This window comes from Nonomuraea sp. NPDC003707, from assembly GCF_053587055.1.
On sequence record NZ_JBSFNK010000004.1, the window covers coordinates 213942 to 237985 of the forward strand.

25 protein-coding genes are annotated in these 24044 nt (G+C 67.4%); 12 read left to right on the forward strand and 13 right to left on the reverse strand.

The features are described from left to right. The first annotated feature begins 18 nt into the window (after positions 1-18). The 3 genes from ACWDRB_RS11775 to ACWDRB_RS11785 are packed head-to-tail and all read left to right on the forward strand — an operon-like array spanning position 19 to position 2740. The gene (locus tag ACWDRB_RS11775) at positions 19-1107 is read left to right on the forward strand and encodes a hypothetical protein (RefSeq protein ID WP_449893083.1); all 1089 of its coding nucleotides are present in this window, start codon (positions 19-21) and stop codon (positions 1105-1107) included. Then, positions 1104-2363: a hypothetical protein gene (locus ACWDRB_RS11780; protein ID WP_449893085.1), complete on the forward strand. Its 1260-nt coding sequence runs from the start codon at positions 1104-1106 to the stop codon at positions 2361-2363. Before ACWDRB_RS11775 ends, ACWDRB_RS11780 begins: the two co-directional genes overlap by 4 nt. Beyond that, complete coding sequence (locus ACWDRB_RS11785) at positions 2360-2740, forward strand: hypothetical protein (protein ID WP_350726006.1); 381 nt, start codon at positions 2360-2362, stop codon at positions 2738-2740. The genes ACWDRB_RS11780 and ACWDRB_RS11785 overlap by 4 nt, the downstream gene beginning before the upstream one ends. A gap of 89 nt (positions 2741-2829) precedes the next feature. Here ACWDRB_RS11785 and ACWDRB_RS11790 read toward each other — a convergent pair whose 3' ends face one another. The 5 genes from ACWDRB_RS11790 to ACWDRB_RS11810 are packed head-to-tail and all read right to left on the reverse strand — an operon-like array spanning position 2830 to position 6305. Beyond that, positions 2830-3261, reverse strand: a complete 432-nt coding sequence (locus ACWDRB_RS11790) for a MarR family winged helix-turn-helix transcriptional regulator (protein WP_449893087.1) — start codon at positions 3259-3261, stop codon at positions 2830-2832. A gap of 1 nt (position 3262) precedes the next feature. Further along, a complete protein-coding gene (locus tag ACWDRB_RS11795) occupies positions 3263-3667 on the reverse strand; it encodes an SRPBCC family protein (protein WP_355197668.1) in 405 nt (134 codons plus the stop codon). Positions 3668-3718: 51 nt separating this feature from the next. Then, the gene (locus ACWDRB_RS11800; protein WP_449893090.1) at positions 3719-5794 is read right to left on the reverse strand and encodes a DUF4132 domain-containing protein; all 2076 of its coding nucleotides are present in this window, start codon (positions 5792-5794) and stop codon (positions 3719-3721) included. Between the two features lie 14 nt (positions 5795-5808). Continuing rightward, the gene (locus ACWDRB_RS11805; RefSeq protein WP_449893092.1) at positions 5809-5898 is read right to left on the reverse strand and encodes a DUF7737 domain-containing protein; all 90 of its coding nucleotides are present in this window, start codon (positions 5896-5898) and stop codon (positions 5809-5811) included. A 14-nt stretch (positions 5899-5912) separates the two neighbouring features. Then, positions 5913-6305, reverse strand: coding sequence for a hypothetical protein (locus ACWDRB_RS11810; RefSeq protein WP_449893095.1), 393 nt, complete (start codon positions 6303-6305; stop codon positions 5913-5915). A gap of 427 nt (positions 6306-6732) precedes the next feature. On the opposite strand from ACWDRB_RS11810, the gene ACWDRB_RS11815 reads away from it, so the two are divergent. From ACWDRB_RS11815 to ACWDRB_RS11825, 3 genes are all read left to right on the forward strand, one after another. Then, positions 6733-7050, forward strand: a complete 318-nt coding sequence (locus ACWDRB_RS11815; RefSeq protein WP_449893097.1) for a hypothetical protein — start codon at positions 6733-6735, stop codon at positions 7048-7050. Between the two features lie 19 nt (positions 7051-7069). After that, complete coding sequence (locus tag ACWDRB_RS11820; protein ID WP_397372904.1) at positions 7070-7327, forward strand: DUF4190 domain-containing protein; 258 nt, start codon at positions 7070-7072, stop codon at positions 7325-7327. Positions 7328-7388: 61 nt separating this feature from the next. Further along, complete coding sequence (locus ACWDRB_RS11825) at positions 7389-7907, forward strand: hypothetical protein (RefSeq protein WP_449893099.1); 519 nt, start codon at positions 7389-7391, stop codon at positions 7905-7907. A 13-nt stretch (positions 7908-7920) separates the two neighbouring features. On the opposite strand, the gene ACWDRB_RS11830 is transcribed toward ACWDRB_RS11825, so the two are convergent. Beyond that, complete coding sequence (locus tag ACWDRB_RS11830; RefSeq protein ID WP_449893101.1) at positions 7921-10992, reverse strand: DUF3427 domain-containing protein; 3072 nt, start codon at positions 10990-10992, stop codon at positions 7921-7923. 64 nt (positions 10993-11056) lie between these two features. Between ACWDRB_RS11830 and ACWDRB_RS11835 the strand changes: the two genes are divergently transcribed. The 3 genes from ACWDRB_RS11835 to ACWDRB_RS11845 all read left to right on the forward strand — a co-directional run bounded on the left by ACWDRB_RS11835 (position 11057) and on the right by ACWDRB_RS11845 (position 13111). Continuing rightward, on the forward strand, positions 11057-11935 hold the full coding sequence (locus tag ACWDRB_RS11835) for a phosphorothioated DNA-binding restriction endonuclease (protein WP_449893103.1): 879 nt from the start codon (positions 11057-11059) through the stop codon (positions 11933-11935). Between the two features lie 401 nt (positions 11936-12336). Continuing rightward, the gene (locus ACWDRB_RS11840) at positions 12337-12555 is read left to right on the forward strand and encodes an EF-hand domain-containing protein (protein ID WP_449893105.1); all 219 of its coding nucleotides are present in this window, start codon (positions 12337-12339) and stop codon (positions 12553-12555) included. Between the two features lie 31 nt (positions 12556-12586). After that, positions 12587-13111 (forward strand): DDE-type integrase/transposase/recombinase, encoded by a 525-nt coding sequence (locus ACWDRB_RS11845; protein ID WP_449893107.1) that lies wholly within the window; start codon positions 12587-12589, stop codon positions 13109-13111. A 199-nt stretch (positions 13112-13310) separates the two neighbouring features. Here ACWDRB_RS11845 and ACWDRB_RS11850 read toward each other — a convergent pair whose 3' ends face one another. Beyond that, entirely contained in the window at positions 13311-13904 is a 594-nt protein-coding gene (locus tag ACWDRB_RS11850; protein WP_449893109.1) for a hypothetical protein, read from the reverse strand. A gap of 186 nt (positions 13905-14090) precedes the next feature. On the opposite strand from ACWDRB_RS11850, the gene ACWDRB_RS11855 reads away from it, so the two are divergent. Continuing rightward, complete coding sequence (locus tag ACWDRB_RS11855; protein ID WP_449893112.1) at positions 14091-14456, forward strand: transposase; 366 nt, start codon at positions 14091-14093, stop codon at positions 14454-14456. Positions 14457-14605: 149 nt separating this feature from the next. On the opposite strand, the gene prfH is transcribed toward ACWDRB_RS11855, so the two are convergent. Further along, positions 14606-15316, reverse strand: a complete 711-nt coding sequence (gene prfH / locus ACWDRB_RS11860) for a peptide chain release factor H (RefSeq protein ID WP_449893114.1) — start codon at positions 15314-15316, stop codon at positions 14606-14608. Next, entirely contained in the window at positions 15313-16500 is a 1188-nt protein-coding gene (locus tag ACWDRB_RS11865; protein WP_449893116.1) for an RNA ligase RtcB family protein, read from the reverse strand. Before ACWDRB_RS11865 ends, prfH begins: the two co-directional genes overlap by 4 nt. A 660-nt stretch (positions 16501-17160) precedes the next feature. On the opposite strand from ACWDRB_RS11865, the gene ACWDRB_RS11870 reads away from it, so the two are divergent. Then, positions 17161-17703 carry a nucleotidyltransferase domain-containing protein gene (locus ACWDRB_RS11870; protein WP_449893118.1) on the forward strand — a complete coding sequence of 181 codons (543 nt, stop codon included), beginning with the start codon at positions 17161-17163 and terminating at the stop codon, positions 17701-17703. Positions 17704-17977: 274 nt separating this feature from the next. Here the strand turns inward: ACWDRB_RS11870 and ACWDRB_RS11875 are convergent, their stop codons facing one another. The 4 genes from ACWDRB_RS11875 to ACWDRB_RS11890 form a co-directional block, all read right to left on the reverse strand. Continuing rightward, on the reverse strand, positions 17978-18175 hold the full coding sequence (locus ACWDRB_RS11875; RefSeq protein ID WP_449893120.1) for a hypothetical protein: 198 nt from the start codon (positions 18173-18175) through the stop codon (positions 17978-17980). 243 nt (positions 18176-18418) lie between these two features. Further along, positions 18419-18664: an HAD family hydrolase gene (locus ACWDRB_RS11880; RefSeq protein WP_449893721.1), complete on the reverse strand. Its 246-nt coding sequence runs from the start codon at positions 18662-18664 to the stop codon at positions 18419-18421. Continuing rightward, positions 18631-19077, reverse strand: a complete 447-nt coding sequence (locus tag ACWDRB_RS11885) for an HAD family hydrolase (protein WP_449893122.1) — start codon at positions 19075-19077, stop codon at positions 18631-18633. The genes ACWDRB_RS11880 and ACWDRB_RS11885 overlap by 34 nt, the downstream gene beginning before the upstream one ends. A gap of 410 nt (positions 19078-19487) precedes the next feature. Beyond that, on the reverse strand, positions 19488-22193 hold the full coding sequence (locus tag ACWDRB_RS11890) for a hypothetical protein (protein ID WP_449893125.1): 2706 nt from the start codon (positions 22191-22193) through the stop codon (positions 19488-19490). A gap of 571 nt (positions 22194-22764) precedes the next feature. Here ACWDRB_RS11890 and ACWDRB_RS11895 point away from each other — a divergent pair. After that, positions 22765-23841 carry a hypothetical protein gene (locus ACWDRB_RS11895; RefSeq protein WP_355197633.1) on the forward strand — a complete coding sequence of 359 codons (1077 nt, stop codon included), beginning with the start codon at positions 22765-22767 and terminating at the stop codon, positions 23839-23841. Positions 23842-24044 lie beyond the last annotated feature (203 nt).

Genomic DNA, 24044 nt, shown 5'->3' on the forward strand with positions numbered 1-24044 from the left:
AACGGAAGGAGCATGCTCATGGTGGCAGTGGACGCCGGGGTCCGGCGGCTGCTGGCGGACTCCGGGGAAGCACGTACATGGGTGAGCCCTCGGGCGGACCTGGTCATGGCGTTGCTCGGCGTCTGGTACGGCGTCGGGCTGATGATCGACGCCTGGGCGCACAGCACCCTGGCCGAGTTGGAGACGTTCTTCACGCCGTGGCACGCGGCGTTCTACTCGGGGTTCGCGGCGGTGTCGGGGTGGATCATCTGGCAGGTCTACCGCAACGTGCGCACCGGCCGGAGCGGGCTGGCCGCGGTGCCGAACGGGTACCTGGCGGGGTTGCTCGCCATCCCGGGGTTCGCCGCGTTCGGGTTCGCCGACATGATGTGGCACACGTTCCTGGGCATCGAGCAGACCATCGACATCCTGTTCAGCCCGTCCCACCTGGGGCTGATCCTGACGATGATGCTCATCATCACGACCCCGCTCCGCTCGGCCTGGAGCGCCCCGGACATCGGGGAGCGGCCCCGGCTGTCGCGGCTGCTGCCGGCGCTGATCGGGTTCGGCTTCGGCGCCACGCTGGTGTCGCTGTTCCTGTCGTACGGCAACGCCATGCAGCGGAGCCCGAACGGCATCGTCCGGGACTTCTCCGCCCTGGAGGGCAACGGCGCCGACATACTGGCCGCATCGATGATCATCACGAACATCATGGTGCTCGCTCCCGTGCTGTTCCTCCTGCGGCGCTGGCAGCTGCCGTTCGGGAGCGCGACCGTGCTGTCCGCGGTCGGCATCCTGATGCCGGGCGCGCAGACGGCCTTCCGTAACCTGCCGATCCTGCTGACGTTCGTCGCCGCCGGGCTGGTGAGTGATCTGCTGATCCGGTGGCTGCGGCCCTCGCGGGAGCGCCGGGGCGCCTACTGGGCCTTCGCCGGACTGTCGGCGTTCGCCACCTGGTCCCTGTACATCGCGGTCGCCTCCGTGTTCGCCGGGCAGCTGCCCGTCGTACCCGAGCTCTGGACCGGCGCCCCGATCGTGGCCGGTCTGGTCGGCCTGGCCCTCGGTGCTCTGTTCCTCCCGAACGCGCTGCCCGCGGAGACCGGCGAGTCCGGCGCACGGCGGGCATGATCCGGCTTCTCTGCCTGGTCGGCCTGCTGGTGGTGCTGCTGGCTTCGCCGGCGGCGGCGCACGACGTCAAGGCGGGGTCGGACCTGCGGATCGCGCAGACGATCGCGGGCGCGGAGCTGACCCTCGTGATCAAGGCCACGACCCGGGTGCCGGGGCCGCTGCGCGTCGAGGTGATCGGGTTCCCGTCCGCCCCGACGCTGGACCTGCGACTCCGGTCGGTGACCGACGGGCGGGTCGTGACCGGCACGGTGACGCCGGGCCGCCCCGCCCAGCTGCGGGTCGAGGAGACCGGGCCGCACGAGCTGACCGTCGGCGCCGGGGGCGAGAGCGCGGTGATCCCGTTCCGGGTCCTGGTGGACCGGGGTTCGGGGTGGGAGTTCCTGATCTACGGCGGCCTGTTCGTGGCCGGGCTGCTCCTGGTGGGCGGGCTGCTCACCGGCGCGTTCAACCGGCGCGGCCGTTCGGCGTTCGTGGTGACCGCGGTCGCCGCGGCTGGGCTCGCGGTGGCCGCGTTGATCGTGATCCTCGACCCCTGGCTGCCCGCCCGGTCGCCGGACGGAGCCGAGCCGCGTCCCACGGACTCGCTGCTCGGCAGGCCGTACGTGCAGCGGGTGGTAACTATGGTCCCCGCCGCCCCGGCGGTAGGCGAGGAGTTCGTGGCGCGCGTGGAGCTGTTCGACGGGTCCACCGGGCGTCCCGTCGACGACCTCACCATCCACCACGAGGCCATGGCCCACCTGGTGGTCACCAGCGAGGACGGCCGCTACTTCCGCCACGTCCATCCGCTGCGCACCGCGCCCGGCCGCCTGGAGGTACGGCTGCGCGCCGACCGCCCCGGCCGCTATCTCACCTACGTCGAGCTCGAACGCACCGACTCCGGCGGCCAGCTCCTCACCGGCTCTTTCACGGTCACCGGCTCGGCGAAGCCCGCGGCCGCGTCCGACCCGGCGATCCAGGATGCCGCCGCCACCGGGACGGTCACGGTGACGCCCGCCGCACCGCAGGCGGGACGGGCGGCCACCGTCGAGGTGGCCACCAGCGGCACGCCGCGGCCGTGGCTCGGGATGGCGGGTCACCTCATCGTGCGCGGCGCGGACGGCGAGTTCCTCGGCCACGTCCACGAGATGGGGACGCCCGGCAGCCGGCTGCGCTTCACGTTCAGCTTCCCCGCGCCGGGCCGCTACCTCGCCTGGGCGCAGTACGCGACGGACCGCGGCATCACCACCGTGCCCTTCACCGTGGAGGTCCCCCGATGAAGCAGGTCAAGGGCCTGAGGCTGCTGATCCTCGGCGGGCTCGTGGCGGTCGTGGCGGCCGCGTTCGTCATCGCCCGCACCTCGGGCCCGGACCCGGTGACCACGACGGGAACCCGTTACGCCGTCACCGTCACGGCCGACCGGAGCGCGGTCGACATCCGGGTGGACAGGGGCGAGGCCGACACGGTCATCGTCGCCGCCGTCATGACCACCATGGGTCACGCGGTGCCCGAGGTCACCGCCAGGAAGGCCGCCCCCGGCCACTTCGTCGCCGAGGGTGACCTGTTCCTCATGAACGGCGCGTGGGAGCTGTCGGTCCGCCTCGCCGGCCGCTCCGGCGAGGAGACCCTCACGCTCAACACTCTCGTCACCGACTAGCTCTCCGGGGCCCTTCGGCGGGCTGTCGCAGGACGGTGACGAGGGTCACGGTTGTCCTCCGGCGAGTTGTCGCAGGACGGTGACGAGGGTCACGGTTGCCCTCCCGCGAGCTGTCGCAGGGCGGTGACGAGGCCGGCCGTGTCGGGCACGGCCCGGAAGAACTCGGCGTCGGCCCGCTCCACCTCCTCGACGGCCCGCCGGGCCAGGCCGGCGCCCTGGTCGGTGACGCGCAGCAGGCGGGCGCGGCTGTCGGCGGGATCCGGCTCACGGACGAGCAGGCCCTTTTCCTCCAGCTTGCGCACGACCTGGGAGGTCATCTTGACGTCGGTGTCGGCGAACGTGGCGACGGCGAGCTGATTGGGCAGCTCGCCGTGCCGGTTCAGCCACTCGGTGCTGGCCAGCAGCACGAACTGGACGTGCGTCAGATCGAAGGGCGCCAGCGCGGCGGCGATGGCCCGCTGCCAGCGCAACGTGGTCCGCCAGAGCAGCAATCCCGGGCTGTCGTCGGGCGCGAGCGCCATCTCAGGACGCCTCGGCCAGCTTGATCAGGGCGGCCATGGCGTCGGGGACGTCGGAGGTGACCATCGGGCCGATCTCCTCGGCGCCCGGGCCGGTGATCTCGACGCGGTGGGTGACGCGGGTGCCGGTCCCGGTCTCCGCCAGCCGGTGGATGAAGCGCAGGGTCAGCTCTCCGACGACGGTCTCGTCGGTGAACAGCTCGCCGGTGACCAGCTCGACGATGCGGAAGCGGACGGTGTCCTGGCCTTCTGGGGTCATGGTGCCCTCGGTGCCCACCTCGAAGGGGCCCTCCAGGTCGATCTGGAGGAGGCTGGTGTCCCATGCGGTCCAGCCGTTGACGTCGGCGTAGAGGGCCCAGACGGCCGCGGCGGGGGCGGGGGTGTCCAGCGTGTGCTCGTAGGCGTACATGTCGCGTTCCTCCTGGAGATTTGATCCGTGCGCAGACTATCTACGCGTAGACTATATCGCCCGGAGCTGGCGGGTGATGGAGGGGTCGGTGATGGCGGTGTCGTTCGCCAGCAGGAAGGCCTTGCTGAGGATGAGCGCCAACCGGCCGTCCTCCTCGAACGGAAGGAACAGCCCGGACTGGGGGGCTCTTGCGGCGACGATGCACAGGTAGGCGTCGTTGGGTTCCATCAGGATGTTCGCCGACCCCAGGTGGATCTTGTAGGTGCGCAGATCACCCCGTACCACCAGGAAACGATCGGTCATGGTGCAGCGGTCGGCGATGGTCGTACGCCCGATCAACCGGGACAGCGCGTCGCGGCGCACCTCGGCGGAGGGCGGCAGGGCCGCGAACGAGCCCGTCCGCCAGTAGTCCCGCAGGTGGTCCGGCCCCTGGTCGGCCCACTGGGGATCGCTCGTGATCGAGGCGACGCCCACGAACAGGTCCACGTCCCGCATGGCCTCGCTGAACACCAGCGCGGGGACCTCCGTCAACGGCGCCTGCTGCCACCTGCCCTCGGTCAGCCGTTGGAAGTGGACCCGGCCGGTGCTCGCGTGGTGCTCGTCGTACAGGCCGTGGTCGAAGTACACCCGCCACCGTCCGCTCGCCAGCACCCGATGGGCCTCACCCTGGTAGCCGCCGTCCCACTGTCCGAGGAAGGGCGACTGCCAGCCTCGCTGTTTGAACAGCGCCCGGAGCCTGCGGTAGTCCACCACGTGCCCGTCGAACCGGAAGGAGTGGACCCCGGTCTCCTCCTCGGCGGGCGTGAGCAGGTAGACCTCGCGGAAGGCCTGCTTGAACGGCTGGCGCAGCTCCTTGCCCTGCACCACCTCCCGCCAGGTGCGGACCTCCTCCACCGACGCGCGGGCCGGATGCCACAGCCGTACGGGCACGTCCGGCACGCTCATCCCCAGCTCGCCGCGCCACACGCCGGGCGAGACCTCGAACTCCCAGATCAGCCGGTCGACGACCGAGCGGCCCTCCAACCGCCGGTAGGGCGCGGCCTTCTCGCCGGTGTATCCGGCTTCCAACGCCCTGAACAGGGTCGTCTGCTGCTGCATGGTCTGCTTGGCCAGCTCGCGCAGCCGCTTGACCTCGTCCGGGTGCTCCCGCCTGACCGCCGCCGGGACCGCCTTCAGCTTCCTGTCGCCGTGCCACCACGATAGCTCGACCTCTCCGTCGGTCGAGATCACCGCCGTGTGCTCGCCGAACGCCTGCCGTACGCGCCCGTCGGGCAGCCTGAACGCCACCTCCAGCCGCTCGGCCAGGGCGGGCTCGATGCGCTTGAACATGCGATCCAGCTGCTTGGGCACCCCGGCGTGCCGGGTGACCTGTCGGGCGGCGCGCAGCGCGGAGATCGCCTCGGGCGTCGGGTGGTCCCGCACCGCGCGGGCGATCTCGAACAGCAGCCCCTGGGAGGGCAGGGTCTTGGCCTGGGTGGGCGCCACCGCGATCCCGCGCGCCAGCGGATCCAGCAGGCCGGGCAGCCAGGGCTCGTCCCGGTAGAGCGCCAGCCGTACGGCCCGGCCGAGGGTCGACTTCTCGTCGTCGCCGAACGCCTTCTCCGCCGTGTAGGGAATCTCACCGGCGTGGATCGCCGCGACACGGGCCTCGGCCGCCTCCAGCGCCGTCCGGGCGAAGTCGGGGTAGCCGGGCAGGGCGTCGAGCCATTCGATCACGCCGGGCAGCGGCTCCTCCCACCGCACCCGCGCCGCCTCGGCGAACAGCGCCCGGCGTTCCACGTCCCAGCCGAGCAGCATGTCCGTCTCGGCGACCGCGATCGGCCCGCACCTCTCGGCGAGCCGGGCGCTCACTTCGGCGTCCATGCCCGCCAGCCCCGCCGCCACCAGCATGGGGAAGCGTCCGTACGACCATGCCCCGTCCTCTGGCATCAGGAACCCGACCAGCTCGCGGGCCGGCGCGACCAGCTGCTGCCTGGCGCGCTCGTCGATCGCGTACTGCCCCGGTGCCGAGCCGGCGACGCCGGTCAGCCCCACGTTCAGCTGGGAGGCGTCGGGCCAGCGCGTGGGGTCGTTCGCGGTCCCGTTGATCAGATCGAGCAGGCGCTGCGCGAGGGGGGAGAGGTGCATGCCGGTGGGTCCTGTCAGAAGTGGATCTGGCGGGTGATGGACGGGTCGGTGATGGCGGCGTCGGCGGCCGGCAGGAACGCCTTGGACAGAATGATCGACAACATGCCGCCGTCCTCCGTCAGCCTCCGACCAGCGGGACGAGCTTGACGAAGGAGACGACGGGGTCGGCGATCAGGTCGATCTCGTCGTCCAGATCCAGGATCTGCCGGTCACCGACCAGCAGCAGGAAGCCGTTGCGGGCGAACGCGGCCTCGGCGGCGTCGGCCTGCTTCTCCCAGTCCAGCCTGCGCGCGCTCCGCATCCGGTAGCCGTTCAGCTCGGCCTCGGCGTCGGTCGGTCTGACCAGACCGCGGAAATGGTGGGAGGGGGAGGCGTTGTAGCGGGCCACCTCCTCGCGTACGCGCAGCCGTACCAGCTCCCGGGCCGAGATCCGCTCGGGCAGCTCGGGCACGGAGAACTCCTCCAGAGCCCGGCCGGTCGCGGTCTCGTCGCGAAACGTCACTGATGCCATCGGACACCCTGCTTCCATGAAGATCAGGCGGTGCGGCAATCTATAGCAGCGGCGAACGACAGAAACCCCGACGGCGGCGGGCCTGCTGTTCGAGACCTGCGCCGTCTTCCCTGAGGGCTGAATCCGTGAAAGGCGTCGTGGCCTGGACAGCGCCGTGATGACCCGGCGGGCATCGGCAGCCCGGTCGCCAGGGCGACGCAGGATGGAGGCCGACGACCGCCAGAGCCGCCCCCACAACGGGAGCCGCGCTCTCATATGGGCATGCTGGGCCGACCCCCACGCGAAGAGCACCGAGCTGCTCGCAAACGCCACAGGAATAGCCAGGACCACATAGAGCAGCAGCAAGCCCGCGATCGCGGAGGAATTGTCCGCAACGCCACTCGGATAAATTAGGATCTTTCTACTTTCCCCGTGAAAGAGGTCGACCGTGCGCGTGTGGAGGCTGTTCGCGGACTGGTTCTGGCGCATGGACAGGTCCCTGGGCGGTGCTGCGGAACCGCACCGCGGCCAACGCTTCTCCGCGGCCCACCCGCTGCTCCTCGGCCTGATCATGGGGCCCGCCTTCGGCGCGCTGATCGACAGCCTCCTGCTGATCAGCGCCCTGGCCGGCTTCGGTGGCCCCCTCACCGCGACCACTCTGCTCTTGTCCCTCGGCCTCTCGGTTTTCATCGGGGTGTTCTTCGTAGGCATGGGCTACTTCGAACGCCTGCGCCGGCGCCATTATGGCCACTACCGGGAGCCATAGCCCTTTAGGAAGTGCCAAATTGTCAACAGTCGAAGCTTTCGCGCCAAAGAACCAGTGGGCTATTGCCGCCCTGGTCCTTTCGATCCTCGGGCTGGTCACGCTCGCCGTACCAAGCGTGGCCGGAGTGATACTCGGGCACATGGCCCTCTGGCGGGCGAATCATCTCAACGGAAATGGAAGAGCCGTTTCCATCACGGCGCTGATCCTCGGCTACGTGGGCATCTCCATTTACGCCACGATCTTCATCCTGTGGACCATCCTCCTGTGGAACTTCTGACCCGAGCAGCTCCGGTGACGTCTACTGGCCGTCCGAGCGCTGCCGCTTCTACGCTCCCTCCGTGGCAGACATCGGCTATCTGGACGCCCTGCAGATGTGGTTCTCGGGCAACAGCGCCCTGCAGGACTCCACCATGTACGGCCTGGGCATGCTGTGGTGGGGGCGATTCGGGAAGATCGCCGCGTTCCTCGGCGGAATGACGGTCGTCCTCGACATCCTCGGCCCAGAACGGATCCGTGAATACGGCGGACGCCTCCGAGCCGTCCCCCGGTCCCGCACCCGGGGAACGCTGACAGCTTTGGCCACGGCAGGGGGCGCGATCGTCGCCGGTGCCATGGGGGCCGCTGCCGAGATCGCCACAGGGCTCGGCAAAGGTCTGCTCGCCCTGGCGGTCCTGATCACGACGATCGTCCTCGCCGTCGGCTGGGTGGCGATCTCGACCGCCAGGAGCAAGCTGTTCGAGAACACCCTCAAAGGCGTGGCCTGGGTGCTTGAGCATCCGAAGTCCCTGGTGTGGTGGCGCGTGATCAGCCTCCTCGGCCTGGTCGTCGGCTTCCACTTCGACCTGCTCGCCTCATGACGCCCGCGTCGGCTCAGCCCGCGGTGGCCTTGGCGTAGTGGAACACCTCGGGTGGAAGCGGGTGGTCCAGACGCCAGACGAAGCGGATGGGTCGCTCGCCCTCGTGGCTCACGTACCGCATGGGCCCGGCGTAGGTGTACGGCGGAGCACCAAGCCCTTCGTCACGTTTGGACTGCCGTACCAGGAGATGGACGGTGGATTCACCCGTCAGATAGCGGCGGGCAGTGGCGGCGGAGGCTCGCAGCGTGCTCTGCGACTCCCACTGGAACAGCTCCTCGCTGATCGCCCGGTCGTGGTACAGCGTGGTGGGGGAGTAATGGTCCTCGGCCTTGTCGACGGTGACGAAGAACAGGTCCGCCCGGTGCTCCTGAACGTACTTGACCCCTTCCCGCATGTGCGCGGGCCGGTCGATGCCGAAAGCGGCCAGCACCTCGTTCTTGCTGTAGCGGGCATGGACGTGCAACGGCACGACGGCGTCCAGCCGCGGGGCGACGTGCCGGATTCCTGAGCGGAGCACGTCCGCCAGTTCCCCGAGCTCCGCGGCACGGGCGCCGGTGAGCCGCGCGAGGCGGGCCTCCATGCCGGAGACGGGCTCGGTGCCGCCCCACAACATCGCATCGAGCATGGCCATGAGGCGTAGCTCGCGCGGAGACCGGGGAGCCCGACCGGCCAACACGTCGCTCACAAAGGTCAGACGTTCGACGTCGTCGATGTGCAGCATCCGGCCCAAGGCGCGCCCGAGCCCTTCGTCCGGGGCCGCGGCGTCGAGCCCCGCGGCGTGCCGCAGGGCGGCCCAGCCCTGGCGGCGCCGGTAGAGGTCCTCCACGTCCAGCCCGGTCTCCCGCAGGAACGCGGACATGCTGACGTCCCCCAGCTCGCGGAGCTCGCGCGCCAGGTCCCGCCAGTTCAGGCTGAGCGCCTGCCGTACGTTCTCGAGAACGAGCCGCCGCACGTCACGATCCAGATCGATCACGCACCCGGCGGGCAGCGTCGGAAACCCCCGCTCGATCTCCCGCGCGATGCCGGTACGGCTCGCGCCCGTGAGCGCCCGATAGCGCCGATCGAAGCGGAACTGCTTGTGCTGATGGCCGACGAAGTCGAGCACGGTCAGGCACGGCTTGTCATCGGCCAGCCGCAACCCGCGTCCGAGCTGCTGCAGGAAGACGGTGGCGCTGTCGGTGGGCCGCAGGAAGAGCACGGTGTCGATCTCCGGAACGTCGACGCCCTCGTTGAAGAGGTCAACGGTGAAAACCGCGTTGATCCGGCGTTCCCTCAGGTCACGCAGCGCCTGGTCACGCTCGTCGTTCCGGCTCTGCACGGTCACGGCCACCGACGGAAGCCCCGCCCGGGTGAACCGGTCGGCCATGAACCGGGCATGATCGACACTCACGCAGAACCCGATGGCCCGCATCCGTCCGACCTCGCCGACCTTCCGCCGCAGCGTCTCCAACACCACGGCGGCGCGGCGGTCGTTGCCGGTGTAGACGTTCGAGAGCTGGCCGAGGTCGTAACCCTGGCCCCGGCGCCAGCCGATCTGGCGCAGGTCGGTGCCGTCGTGGACGCCGAAATACTGGAACGGGGCCAGCAGCCCGCGCTCCAGCGCCTCCCACAACCGCAGCTCGGCGGCGATCCGGCCGTCGAACCAGTGCTTGATGTCCTGCCCGTCGGCGCGTTCCGGCGTCGCGGTCAGCCCCAGGAGCACCGTGGGCCGCACGCCGGAGAGCAGCTGCCGGTACGTGGCGGCCTCGGCATGGTGGAACTCGTCCACCACCACCATGTCGAACCGGCCCGGCTCCGGCAGCGGGTTGGCGTGCAACGTCTGGACCGAGGCGAACACGTGCCGCCACCGCTCCGGCCGGGCTCCGTCGACGTACAGCTCGCCGAACGTCTCGTCCCGCATCACCTGCCGGAACGTGAGCAGGCTCTGCCGCAGGATCTCCTTCCGGTGCGCGACGAACAGCAGCGACTCCGCCTGACCGGCCGCACGTAGCCGCCGGTAGTCGAGCGCGGCGACCACGGTCTTGCCGGTGCCGGTGGCCATGACGACCAGGTTCCGCCACCGGTCGTGGATCTGTCGTTCGGCGGCGAGCTCGTCGAGGATCTCCCGCTGGTAGGAGTACGGGCGGACGTCCACGTGCGCGAAGTCGAGCACGACCGCCCGGCCCCCGGCCCGCTCGGCGGACAGGGCTCGGTCGAGCCGCTCCGCGTCCTGCGCCGGATCGTAGGGCTCGAACGACGGATCGCCCCAATAATCGTCGAACGTGGCCGCGAACGTGTCGATCAGATGCGGCTGTTCGGCCTGAGCGAGGCGTACGTTCCACTCCAGCCCATGGCTGAGGGCGGTGCGCGACAGGTTGGAGGAGCCCACATAGGCCGTGGACAGGCCGTTGTCCCGCTGGAACAACCACGCCTTCGCGTGCAGCCGGGTCATCCGCGTGTCATAGGAGACGCGGATCTCGGCGCCCATGGCCGCCAGCTGGTCCAGGGCCAGGCGGTCGGTGGCGCCGATGTACGTGGTGGTCACCACCCTCAGCCGGCCGCCCCGCGCCACGAACTCCTCGATCGCCTCCGCCAGCACCCGCACGCCGTTCCACTTCACGAACGCGCACAGCAGATCCACCCGATCGGCCGAGGCCAGCTCGCGCTTGAGCTCATGGCCGATCTCCGGCTGCCCACGGCCGTTGACCAGCAACGCGCTACCGGTGAGGGGGATCACGGGCCGCGCGGGAAACCGTACCCGACCGGCCGCATCCCGATCCCGGCTCCTGGCGACGCCCAGCAGCTCCTCGGCGGCCTCCAGGAGTTCCTCGGGCGAGGCGGCCTCGGGCACCAGGTCGCCGATGAGGTCGGCGACTTTGTTGACGATCTCCACCTGCCGCGCCAGCCGTACCGCGTCGTTCTCGCCCCGTACGGAGCGCAGCGCCCGGCGGGTGAGCGCGGCCAGATGCCGGGCCAGCGTCTCGTGGGAATCGGCGATGTCCAGCGCCCGCCGGTCGACCAGGTCGCGATCGGGTACGGCACGCAGCAGGCCGTCCAGCTCACGAGTGATCAGATGCTGGTAAACGCCCGGCTGGAGATCGCTCACTCGGTGACTATAGGGCGCGGCCGGCCACCGCGACAGGCGGATAATCGCTCTACACTGGCCGATCGTGGACTGGATCGAGCGGGTCGCTGAGATCCGGCGCTGGACCAGAGGCGGCGAGCGCGCACCGCACAAGCCGCTCCTCCTCCTGTACGCCCTGGGCCATTTCCAACGGCACGGCAACCGGCCCATCACGTTCAGCGCCGCCGAGGCCGAGCTCAAGGAGCTGCTCAAGGAGTACGGCCCGCCCCGCGACACCAGCCCCGGCTACCCCTTCCACCATCTGACGAACGACGGCCTCTGGCTGGTCGACACCCGCCACGGCCCGGGCTCCCCGGGCCCTGAGCTGGGCCGCCTTCGCGACAGCCAGGCCGCCGGCCGCCTCCACCCCGACCTGGCCCGCGCCCTGTCGGAGGAGCCCGGCCTGCTGGGGCGAATCGCCCGCCACCTCCTGGACGCCAACTTCGCCCCGTCCCTGCATCCGGACCTGTGCCTGCTGACCGGCCTCGACCTGGAATCCGGCGAGGAGCTCAGGACACCGCCGGTCCTGCGCCGCGACCCGGGCTTCCGCGACCGGGTGCTCATGGCGTACGAGTACTGCTGCGCGTTCTGCTCCTACGACGGGTGGCTGGACGGCGCGGCGGTGGGGCTGGACGCGGCACACGTACGCTGGTGGGCCTTCGACGGACCCGACGACCTGACCAACGGGCTGTGCCTGTGCGCCATCCACCACAAACTGTTCGACAAGGGCGTCCTCGGCCTGACCATCGACCGCACCATCGCCGTCTCCGCCAGGTTCGTGGGCCGGTCACAGGCATCCCGCGACCTGGTCCTCTCCCTGTCCGGCCACCCCGCCCGAAGCCCTCAGCCCGGCCTGGACGCGGTGGAGCCTGACCACATCAGCTGGCACAGCCGCCAGGTCTTCCGCACCCCCGCCCGCGGCTGACACCACCCTGGTCTTCATACGCAGGCACACGGCATCGTCACGGAGGCCTCCGAGCCTCGTCCACGCACACGCCGTTGTCGAGCACCCCGCACCCCACACCCCGCGACCTGCACCCCGCAACCTGCACCCGCAGCCCAGCGTCCGCAACGCCGTGATCCGCTCCCCCTGGCTGGCCATCCACGGTCACCCGGTCACCCGGTCACCTCGGCACGTCCGATCTACGCCGGTTCGTGCGAGCAGACGGTAGCGATCAGCTTGATCGACTTCCTGCCGTCGCGGATCCGAAACAGGGCGCCACGACCGGCGCTTTCGCCCCGTCATTCCTCGCGTGAGGGCACAAGCTCGTGCTTCGATGTTGCTTTGCCAGTACATCGAATGAATCGCACGATGAGAGGTCACCCATGCCAGATCTCAACGACCCGGCCGCCACGTTCCAGGAGTTCGACCGCGACGGGGACGGATACATCACGCGCGAGGAGTTCACGCTCGCCATGAACGCGCGCGGCGAGCAGGTCACCACCACCGAGCTCGACTCGATCTTCAAGGTCTCGGACGAGCACGACGGGGACGTGGACGGACGCATCTCGTTGGCGGAGTTCCTGGTGGCCTGGAACAAGTGACGACACGCTCGCCGACCCCTGAACGATCAGTGTGCTGGTTAAGAACATAGGAAACTCCAGCCGGGTGTGGCTGCGGCACCACCATCAGCGGACGGTGTCGCGAGCCACGATCAGCCGCTACCTGACGCGGCACGGCCTGGTCGTCCCCAAGCCGAAGAAGCAGCCTCGCTCGTCCTGCATCCGCTTTGAAGCGGCGCTGCCGAACGAGACCTGGCAGGCCGACGTCACCCACTACCGGCTGGCCGACGGCAGCGACGCCGAGATACTCAACTGGCTGGACGGCCGCTCCCGCTACGCCTTGCTCGTCACCTACCGGCGCCGGGTCACTGGGCCTATCGTGCGCGACACCTTCAGCCAAGCCGTCGCCGCCCATGGCGTGCCCGTCCCCACGCTGACCGACAACGGCAAGACGATGAAGAACTGGCTGCCGTCACCGTGCACGTGGACGGCCGGCTTCACCACATCGGCGTCGCCCGAACCCACGTCATCCTCCTGGTCGCCGACCTGCACGCCCGCGTCGTCGACGCTGTCACCGGAGAGCTTCTCCGTGAGCTGACCATCGACCTCAGCCGTGACTACCAACCCCAGGCAAACCCCAAAACGACGAAGTCCCCGAACCCGTAAGTTCGAGGGTTTTCGATGCCCTGAGACATCACAACCCTGAACGATCAGGATTCAATCTGCGGCCCCCGCTTTGGGAGAACTCGAGCCGTACGGGGCAGGGGTTACGTCGTTTCCATGACTCCGGCTCTCAGTTACGGGGCGATGTAGTGGTTCATGAACCGGTGTATTTGCACAGGCATACGGATCTCGACGGCGTGGGGGAGAATCATCGCGCTCTTGAACATGTGCGCTGAGGAGGGATAGCTGAAGTGGCGGCCGCAGGGGTGCGCGGCGGCGGTTTTCATGTGCCACACACTCGCGCGCAGGGATAGCGAGTCGACCAGCCACAGTTGGTAGTCGTCGCGGTGTTCGGCCAGGTGGGTGATGTAGTGAGTGAGGACGGTATGCGCGACCGCCTCGGCCGTGTCGGCCAGGATGATTCCCTGGGAGTGCTCGCTAGGAGCGGGGTTCCAGCCTTTGGCGTGCAGGTCGGTGTATTCGATGAGATAGGTGTATTCATCGGCAGTGTCGGCCGCATCCGGCCTGCCGAGTTGTTCGGCCGCCCGGGCCGATAGTCGAGCCCAGTCAGCGATGCCGGCGTACAGCACCGCCTGCTGGTTGATTTGCGGAGCGTCTTCGCCCGCGGCGCTCTCATCCAGGCGCGGCATGTTGAGCAGGGCCGCCACCTGGTAAAGCCGGCCGAGAGGAACCAGGCGGTCCCACGCGTCGGTGAGATCGTTCGTCACGGCCTTCAGTGTGGGGGGTCGTCAAACGAACGGTCAGGAGAAGACCAAAAGATCTTCCATGGCACCTTCCAAGAAGTCCTAACAGAATGATTTTGTTGCGCTTTGATCTCTCGCCGGAGCCGAGCGAGAGGGAGCGCGGGGGGGGCGAAGCTGAAGCCGTGGGATGTCAGCGTCGAGCTGTGGGCGATGATCGAGCAGCTGTTGCCCCAGCGTCAGCGGCGCTTCCGCCATCCGGGACGCGAGCGGCTACATGACCGCCCGGCGTTACGGGGCATCTTGTTCGTCCTGCACACCGGCATCGCCTGGGAGCACCTGCCACAAGAGCTGGGCTACGGCTCAGGCATGACCCACTGGCGACGCCTGGCCGTGTGGAACGCCTGCGGCGTCTGGCAGCGCCTACACGAGGTGATGCCGGACCGCCTGCGCGCGGCGGACGCGCTCGACCTCTCTCGGGCCGCAGCGGACTCTTCCCAGATCAGGGCGTTAAAAGGGAGCCGTAGGCCGGCCCGTCCCCGGTCGATCGCGGACGGGCCAGCAGCAAGCGCCACCTGATCACCGACACCACCCTTGCCGCAATCCTCACCGGTCCCAACCGCCACGACGTCACCCAGCTCATCCCGCTCCAGGCCATCCCGGAAGTAGGCGGCAAGCGCGGCCGTCCGCGCCAGCCCCCGACGCTGCACGCTTTTGCCCCACCGACCTCATGTCGACTGATGCGATCCTCCTTTCACGGTGGGCGTGATCGGCGTGGATTGCCGTCGCCGACGCTTCTGCGCCTGCGGGGCCAGGTTCTGCTCCGACGTTCCCGGGCGTTCGATGCGGGTGGGGTTGCCGCGTACGAGCTCATCGTGGATGCGCCAGCGGGCGGTGGTGACGGCGCGTCCCGCCACCTCGTCGCCGTGCTCGATGCGCTCTCGCAGCAGCCGCATGGCGATGCGGCGGTTGAGGCTGAACTGCCGCTCGGTATCGACCACGACGACGATCCCCGTGGGCCGGTGGGTCGCCCGTACGGCCGTGCTGGCCTTGTTCCGATGCTGACCGCCGGGGCCGCCGGTGCGGCAGGCGACGATGTCGACGTCCGTTTCCGCGAACGTCGTACGCGGGGTGTCGACCTGGCACGGCTCGGCGATGACGTACCAGTTCTTCCGGCCGGTGCCGGCCCGGTACGGACTGGGGGCCTGCCAGCACAGAGTTCCGGTCCACGAAGCGGCGAACGCCTCGGCGCCGTCACCTGCGATCCGGACGAGAACCGATCGATAGGTGCCGGGCCGATCATCGGGAACAGTCTGGGCCCGATGGGTCTCCAGACCCTGCCGGGTGGCGTCAGTTTCCATGCGGTGCAGCAGCTGGGCCAACGCCCAGGCACACTCCTGCGGGCCGCGCCCGGCCGACAGCAGCAGGTGGACGCTCACGGCCGCCCCCGCTTGCGGCGCTGCTCCCGATGGTCCCTCTGGGGCGCCGACCCGAGGTCGGGCGTCTTGTAGGTGACCAGAGGGATCGTGGTGGCCACGGGCGTGGCCAGGTCATGGTCGACGAGGTCGGCGATCACTTGCTCAATGCGCTTGTAGGCCGTCGGCGCCTCCTCGAAGAGCAGTTGCCGGTCGCCGCACACCACCAACGACCCCATCGGCGTACGGCGCAGCTCCTCGACCGTGTGCTTGGCCCGCCCCCGGCGCAGAGCGTCCGCACGCGACATCTTGCGGCCTGCGCCGTGCGCCACGGAATGGCCGGCGTCCGGCCCGGCGTGACCGGCCACCAGGTAGGACGGGGTGCCTCGCGTACCGGCAATGAGCACGTCGCGGCCGTCACCCGGCGCCGCCCCCTTGCGGTGCAGGTAGATCCCGTCGCGGACCTCGACGAGGTTGTGGCACTGGTCGACGATCGGCTCGGTGGGCTCGAACCCCAGGGCATGGGCGACCCGGGCGGCCAGCAGCCGCCGATTGAGCGATCCCCAGCGTACGGCGTCGTCATGCATCGCCAGATAGGCGCCCGGATCAGGGGCGGGGCCCGCTCCATGGACCTCGGTGTGCGCCCGCAGGATCCGTTCCCCCAGCCCACGGGAACCACTGTGGACGATGAGAACCAGGTCGCCGGCGGCGAGTTCGAGCCGGCTCGCGTGGTCCGGCTCGAAAACGGTCCCGATGCGCGCCAGCTCGACGAAGTGGTTCCCCCGGCCGACCGTCCCGAGGCCCTCGACGTACCCAGCGGGAATATCACCCTTCACCACGGCCCAGGCCGGATCGTCGGCATCCTGCTCAGGATGCAGCGCGCGATCGAGATCGGGAAACCGGGCGGCAAGCTTCTCGGGTACGGCCCGCTTGAGCTTGACGGGGAACACGGCGATGCCACAACCGATGTCGGAGCCCACCAGGAACGGGTACAAGATGGTCGACGCCATGGCGGCGCCGATAGGAGCGCCCTTGCCGGGGTGCAGGTCCGGCATGGCGGCGACGTGCATCATGCCGTCGAGAGCGGCCACCTGATGGCACTGCGCAACGGCATCGGACTCGATCCAGCTCGTGGGGGAGGCGAACACGGTGACGCTGGCCGACGTGGCCGCCGGCAGGAACTCCTGCCGGGAGTGTTGTTGAGACAAAGACGCTCTCTTCGCTGAACAGGTTATGGGCGGGCGGCATCACGGCGAGAGTCGGCGCCGCGGCACTCAAATGGCGGGGTGCGTCCGTCAGAGCATCATGGACACCACATTCCCCTGAGCTCACCACGCGAGGCAAGCGATTTTCGGGTCGTACGGGCCTGTACGCCTGCACGCACCCTCACCCAACGACGTGCGGGTGACACGCTGAGACCATGGCGGATGAGTAGATTCTCATGCCGCGATTCGGGCCCTCTCATCCACGCGTCAGCGCGGGCATGATTGCCGCATGCCTGATATTGAGCGGGACCTTATCCAGGGCAATGGGGGAGCGCCGGCGGGTACGTAACCAATGTGGTTTCCGGACAAGTGCGGCTGATGAAATTGAGGAGTATGAGCCGCCTCAGGATCCTCCGCCGAAGAGGAGAAGAGATCGTGGAGAGAGCAGCCCATCGGGGCCGTTCGTAGTGTCCATTCACAGGGCCCCGTGATCTGATGCCAGGCGAGCGCGGGGAGCGGCGGTAGCCAGGACTTGCCCTCGATGGCGTCGCGGATGGCGTCGACTGCGCTGATGCCGTGGGCGGCGGCGGAGTCCAGGTAGCCCTCGAGCCTGGCACCAGCGGGCGAGGGTGGGCAGTTCACCCTGGATGGCAGGATCAAACCATGGACGAGAAGACGGAAGGGCAATTGCGTGTTATCCGCAAAGTCATCGCGGTCCTGCAGGCAGTCGATATCTCAGCGTGGCTGTTCGGGGGCTGGGGACTCGATGCGAGGATCGGCCGGATCACGCGCGAGCACGGCGACGTTGAATTCTGGGTTGAGCGTATTCACGCCGAGCGGTCGAAGGCAGTGCTCGTAGGAGCCGGCGCCACGGGGCTGACGACTCAGCCGCCAGAGGAGGCCTGCGAGTTCACGCTGGACGATGTGCCGTTCAGCACCGCTTACTTTGACCGGTGGCCGGACGGATCGTTCAGTCAGCCCCTTGGGCGATGGTCCGACTGGCTGTTCCCGCCAGGATCCTTCGGCGACGAGCCCGTGATACTCGATGGCACGCCGGTGCTGGCCATGAGCGTCTCCGGCATGCTCGCCATGAAGGAGCAGTTCCCACACCTGCGCAACGGCCGGCCGTGGCGGCAGAAGGACATCGCCGATATCGAGATACTCCGGGGGCTGGCCTCCGGGGAGAGGACCAGCGGTCACATTTAAGCGGCCTGACCAGCGCAGGCCGTCATGTGGACCAGGTATAGCGGATATCTCCGGTGGACGGTTGAACCGCTCCGGGACTGATGGAGGCTCTGGTGTGCCCCGGGTTGAGTGGAGATGGATTGATGCGACTACGCATGACCCAGGCGGCTAATGGGCCTGCAGAAGCTGATTCCTCTCTCCGATGACAACCGATCCGGGGGACAAGTATCAAGGCAGGTGGAAAACGCTGCATAACCCCTGGTCGCGGGCGCGACGCCGGGTCACGATTAGGACGTCAGTAGAGCGAAGGCAGTGTTCGTGCGACCGCATCATTGAAGCGGTCGAGCAGTGGTTCGAGACGCTTGCTGTGCTGTTCTGCCTCATCCATGCTCTTGGCCCAGATCGAGTCCCCGGCTGCTTTTTGGAGCTCCATGGCCAGCGAGCGGATCTCTTCGTTGAAGACCCGCGCCCGGGATGACTTCAGCAGCACCAAGGCCGTGGGTCATCCGACAGCCGTAGGTGTCTCCCATCGCCGGGCCGGCCACTGCCCTGTCTCTTTCGCAATGGCGATGACCCTGTCGAGCTCCTCGTACGCCGATCGGGCGTGATCAACGGCGACTTCGGCAGGCTGACAGCAAAGCCGCCCGGCTTACTGGTGGTCATGTGGAAGTCCAGCAGGTGCACCTCTCGCAGAATGTTGGCGTATGTATTGAAAATGTGCACGAAGCCAGCGTGATCAGGCTTCCCCGTGTACTGATCGCAGGATGGCTATTGCGTCGATGACGTCGGTGACCGCATGGTCGACATGATGCTCTTGGCCTGACCAGGTTCCCCTATTGATCCAAATAGTGCGCAGGCCTGCCATCTGGCCGCCCTGGATATCAGCTATGAGGTTGTCGCCGATCATCCAGCCGCCCTTGCCCAGAGTGCCTCCACAACGCTGAGCAGCTATGCGGAAAAGATCGACCTCGGGCTTGCGAATACCCTCGGCTCCTGAACGGCATGACCGTCGATCACGTTGGCCAGCCCGGTCCGCCGTAGCTTGCCGAGTTGGCTGTCTGGCATGCCGTTCGTGATGACGCCCACTCCCCATCCCCGCGTCCGCAACTCCGCCAGGCCGGCCGGCACGCCCGGGTAGCACTGCACGAGGTAGGGCATACGCCTCCGGCAGGCAGCCAGGAGTTCCTTGACCGGCGCGGCCAGCTTGTAGCGTTCGCGAACCCTGGCGAAGAAGATGTCTCGATGAGGATGTACGTCACGGTCCAGAGCGACGAGCCAGGCAACGTCCTCAGGTCCTAATCGCCGTTGTTCAGTGAACTCCTCGGCCCATCGCAGGAAGCCTGCATCGAGGTCAATGGGCGTTCTGTCGAGATCGAAGAGGGCGAGGAGCTGCACGGCCTCCAGCCTAAAGACGATCACCAGTGCTGCAACAAGGGTCGTCTGAGAATCCCTAACTGACCTCGGGAAACGCCCCCAAGATCATCCCATGTATATCCCGTGATCATGGTCCTACGGCTGCACACGGGGTGCCCTCGGCGACCTGTCGCGGGCCTGGAAAGCAAAAGACCTGCGGCTAAGAAGCCGCAGGTCAGAAGGCGAAGCGCCTGGTGGAGAAGAGTGCCCCCGGCAGGATTCGAACCTGCGGCACCCGCTTTAGGAGTCCGATGAGCAACAGAGCCCAATCTCGCTGTCTACCTGCAGTTTTGTGCTTGACATCGGGGGACGTGGCCCTCTCTGGGAGCACATTGGGAACGATCACGCGTGCGCCCTGGGATGACGCGTTAACCCTTCCGGCCGCGGTGGGATTAGTGGCGGGTTGGAAGTGCGCCCGTCCACCAGCCGAGAGCTTGCAGGTCGGTGGCCAGCCAGTGGTAGGCGAGGTCGGTGGCGGCCAGCTCGTTCCCGGTGGGCAGTTCGCTGAGGTGGCTAGCCGGGCGATGGAAGCTGGATCGGCGGTGTCGGAATGCCGCGGCAGAGGCGTGGTCGCGCAAGGGCTGCGGCGATTGGGTGAAGGTGAAGTCCGCGCGAGGGGTCTGTGGCGAGGATGCGGGATCGGGTTTGAGGGCATACCAGATCGCGTCGTCGTCGCCCGGGTCTTGCACGTCGATGATGATGTTGCCCTCGGCACGAAGAGGCAGGCTGCTGAACAGGCCGAGCGCGGAGCCAAACGCGGGAAAGTTGGTGGTGACGAGATCGTGGTATCCGGTGAGAGCGTCCTGGAACACGTGAGTGACGATTGTGCGGGTCAGGTCGGGTGAATACTGCCGCCACCGCCAGCGCGTGGTGCCGGAGGGGGACAGGTCTGGAGCGGGGCGTGGAGATGTTAGGTCGTCGTGGTGACGGGACAGGCGGGCCTGCATCCAGCGGATGTCGTCAGAGTCCAGCCGCGCGGTGCCGCTGCTCCAGGTCGAGCGGACGGAGCCATTGACCTTGACCATCATCTCCTCGATGGCCGTGGTGAGCTCGTCAAGTGGGATGCGGCTGGGCACGGTACGGCGGTAGAAAATACGAATGATGTGCTGGGCAAGGCCCCATTCGCGTTCGGTGGCCAGCGGTGAGGTGTCGGGGACAGGGAGCCGCTGCTGCCGCACCAGACTGGCCAAGGCGTTGCGTAGGCGGTCGCGGGCCCAGTACCAGCGGCCAAGAGGACCGGTCGGCAAGCTGAACGACGTCCACCTGTTCCAGCCGTGGCGCCGGATGTCGCTGTGAATCTCGATGTTGTGGGCGACCAGATCGGGGGCTACCTTAGCGTTGGCCTCTGCGAGGATCAGGCCGGCGCCATACACCGGATCTTCGACGATCCTCGTTCCCCATTGGACGAGCAGGCCGTCGTGATGGCGGGACAGTTGCGTTCCGCAGTCTCCAAAACCCGCGAGCAGCGCTTCAACGGCGTCGCGGAGCCACCTACCAGCGCGCACCGAGGGATCAGTCTCGTTTGGGCGGGCCGGGGCTGTCTCCCACGGGCGGGGGCTGGCAGACGGCGGGGTGAGTTGGGAGCGGGCGACCTCGTCGAGGAGCCAGGAAGCGGCGCCGGGGTTCGTGCGGGCAATCCTTGCCACGACCTCGTCGCCGCCATGCGGGTCTTCGGTGAGGAACTGGGTGAGGGGGTAGCGCCAGAGCGGGAACGCCGCGCCGGATGCGGCGGTTTCGACCTCGATGATGCCGGCGCGGAGCGCTTCGGCGCCGAAGTGATGTTCGAAGACGGGCAGCGTGAACCGTAGACCGTCGTTGTCGGCGACAGCCAAGCCGCTGTCGGTGAGCGCCCACAGTTGCGGCTCCCGCGCGCCCAAAGCGGTCACCGGAACGGCGGCTTGGGTGGCGATGGCGCGGGCGGCCAGTCGGGTGAGCAGATCCCAGCTCTGTTCGAGGTCCTGAGGGCGTTCGCGCTCGAGGATGGTCGTGGCCAAGTCGGCCAGTAACCGCGAGGGCGATACCTTGGCGGTGCGGCCAGTGGCGAGGCGGGCGGCGAGGGCGAGCGCGAGCAGGGGACTGGTCAGCAGGTCGTCGATTTCCGGCGTCCAAACGCCGCGCAAGCCGTCGGTGACGATGAGGTCGACGAGCTCAGCTCCTTGGGCGGGCGGCCAGGGGGCCATGTCAACGCGCTCGTCCTCGGTCACGATGGGCCCGGGCCGGCTGGTCGCCAGGATCCGCATACGCTCCCAAATCCCCACGAGGTCTCGGGCCTCGTCCAGCAGCCGGTTGGCGTCTTTGACGGGAAGCCAGGTTACGTCTTCGAGAACGACCCGGAGGGGCCGGTGGGGGTCGCCGCCGAGCGCTTCAGTGACTGCGCCCGCCAGGCCCTTACCACCGAGGGTGCGGGCCTCCAGCCACAGCGGGATCCCCACCTCATCGCGGTCGGCGCAGATGTCCAGACCGTCCTGCCACCAGCGAGCTGCCCGCTCGCTCTTCCCCGTGCCCATCGGCGCAACCAGTACCCGCAGTTGCCCCTCTGGTACAACAACCGGTGCTGCTGGCCGTTCCTGCATCCAGTCCAGCACCGCCTCCCTCCGAGAAGGTGGGACGATAACCAGCCGGCGCTTCCTGCGCGCCTTCGCCTCCCGGAACGCCACGTCCAATGCCTGAGCCCGAGATCTCGAGCGCGCGGTGAACGGCATCAAAGGGGAGACCGCTTCAACCAGTTCCTCCAAGCCGAACGACATCTGGGAAACCTCAGCGACCTCCTCTTCGGTCAGCACCACCGCCGCAGCAGCGGACTCGGCCTCCGCGATCTGGCGGCGTTTCCAATGGCGCAACAGATCCGCAGGGAACAGGTCAGGGCTGCTGTCGATCTCCTCGTGGTGAGGCAGACACATAAGGATCAGATTGTCGAAGCTCCGGTTCTCCTCAGCCGTCATGCCGGCATCCCATCGCGCGGCGTTTTCGCTGCGGGCGTGAATGTGGGCGATCTCGACGTTCAGGTTCCGGAGGCCGGTCCCTTCGCTCGTCCGGTACAGCGGCTGTTGGCACCCCTTGTAACCGCACCGCACCGCACTCCCAAACAGTTCGCGCACGGTACGAGCGTCCGGGGCGGGGTGTTTGATCGGCTTGCGGCGCGCAGGGTTACTCACACGCCTAGTCTGCCGCTGGCGGACAGTCAAGGGCGGTCCCGATGCCGAACTACTTGCCTTTCGTTGCAAGCTGCGCCGCATGTTTCAGCCGCTCTCTTGACCATCCTCCCGGGCTGTCTCCAGCACGGCCAATACGGCCCCCAAGACCCCCGACCGCCCGACAGCCGGGCCAAAGCCTTGCGCGCCTCACTGTAAGGGCCAGCGATATGCCTAAATACACATTCAGCACAAGGCAGACAGTGGGCACCACAGCGTGCGCTACAGGCCACCTACTCGATTCTGATATGCCTCACCGGGATGACACCAGAGACTCCAGTGCAGAGCCGCTAGCCCGGTGAAGGGTCGGTGTCGATCGAGTAACACGTGTTGTCTTGAGGTCGCTGAGCGACACACGAACTGCTAGGAGCATTCATGCAGGTAATGACGGATGGTCCGGCAGAACGATTCTGGACTGGATCGTTGATCAGATAGTGCCCCTGAGTTAGCGTCGGGGTGGAACTCTGAGGAGGCTTCAATGCCCGACTTCAGGACGGTCGGTGTCGAGCCGGACAGCCTCACTTCGTTGTCCGCTGAGGCGTTGCGTCGATTAGTGATCGCCATCGCTACGGATTTCGGACTGACCTTTAAGGTAGTGGTGCCCAAGGGTGATCACGAGGACCTCGTGTTCACCAAGAGGGTCTTCCTATCCGATCGAGAGGTCCTGATTCGAGTTCTGCACGTGCCTGCACACTGGAGCCATGTTGAAGCCGTGAGCACTGATGCGGCTCGCGAGGGATGCGCGGATGCGTTACTCGTGGCAATGCGGTTGGATGATCAGACGCTTGCCGAAGACGATCGGGTGCTTTCAGTGGAGCGGCTCGCTGGCCTTCTATCGAGATCGGCCTTAGTTGTCCCCAATGCGGAAGGTGAGCCTACGGTCGACAGGACCGGCTACAAGTCGATAAAACAGCTCGCTGAAGCATTTATGCTCGATCGTATTGGGTTGTTATGGTTGCCAATTTTTGCTAAAAATCGACTACCAGCTGAATTAGAAGGGCAAGGGAAGCCTGAGGATCTGTTTGAAAGGTACTTCTTCAGGCTTGCAACCACCGCTCTCGGCTTGCAAGGCAAACGATTTGGGACAGCAAGTCGAGGACGTCGCGTCGGTGACGCGCTTCTCACCAGGCTCAGGGCTGAGCACCTTGTTCTGACTGACTGTAAGGCTGCAGCAGCAGGTTATGTCATGGATGTCGATGATGAGCGGCGTCTTCTTGAGTATGTCAAATCTCCTCAAGAATGGCTCGGGGAAACGCTGCCTGTCTCATGCGTTCTAATAATTAGCAGCGAGTTCCCGGGAGTTGATGGCCCAAGGCATCCCTTCTATGTCCGGAGAGAGAAATTCCTCCAAGTCGGATCGAACCTTGCCTACCTGCGGGCAGACGATTTGGCGGCGGTTACACGCCTGCTGCTAGAAGAAGCTAGTGACGACACCTCGATCGCGGGGCGAATTAACTGGTCCGAGATCCTTAGCGAAGGTCTGATCCAACGAAAAACGCTGCTCGATGGCATAAATCTTGCTAAGCAAGGGTTGCAGCTAGCCGAGGAGGGCTGACGACCAATGGGAACCTCAACGAGTCGCAGCTCACCCAGAGGCAGTCTTAGGTGGGGGGCCGCTCGTGCAGTTTTGGCTTCCAATGCAACCCCGGAACGGATCCTGACGGAGCTATTTCAGGCCGCTCGTGGCGATGATGAGTGGCTACTGATGTTAACGAGCCCAGCACTGAACTCTTACGCCACGGCTGCTCACCGTGCATG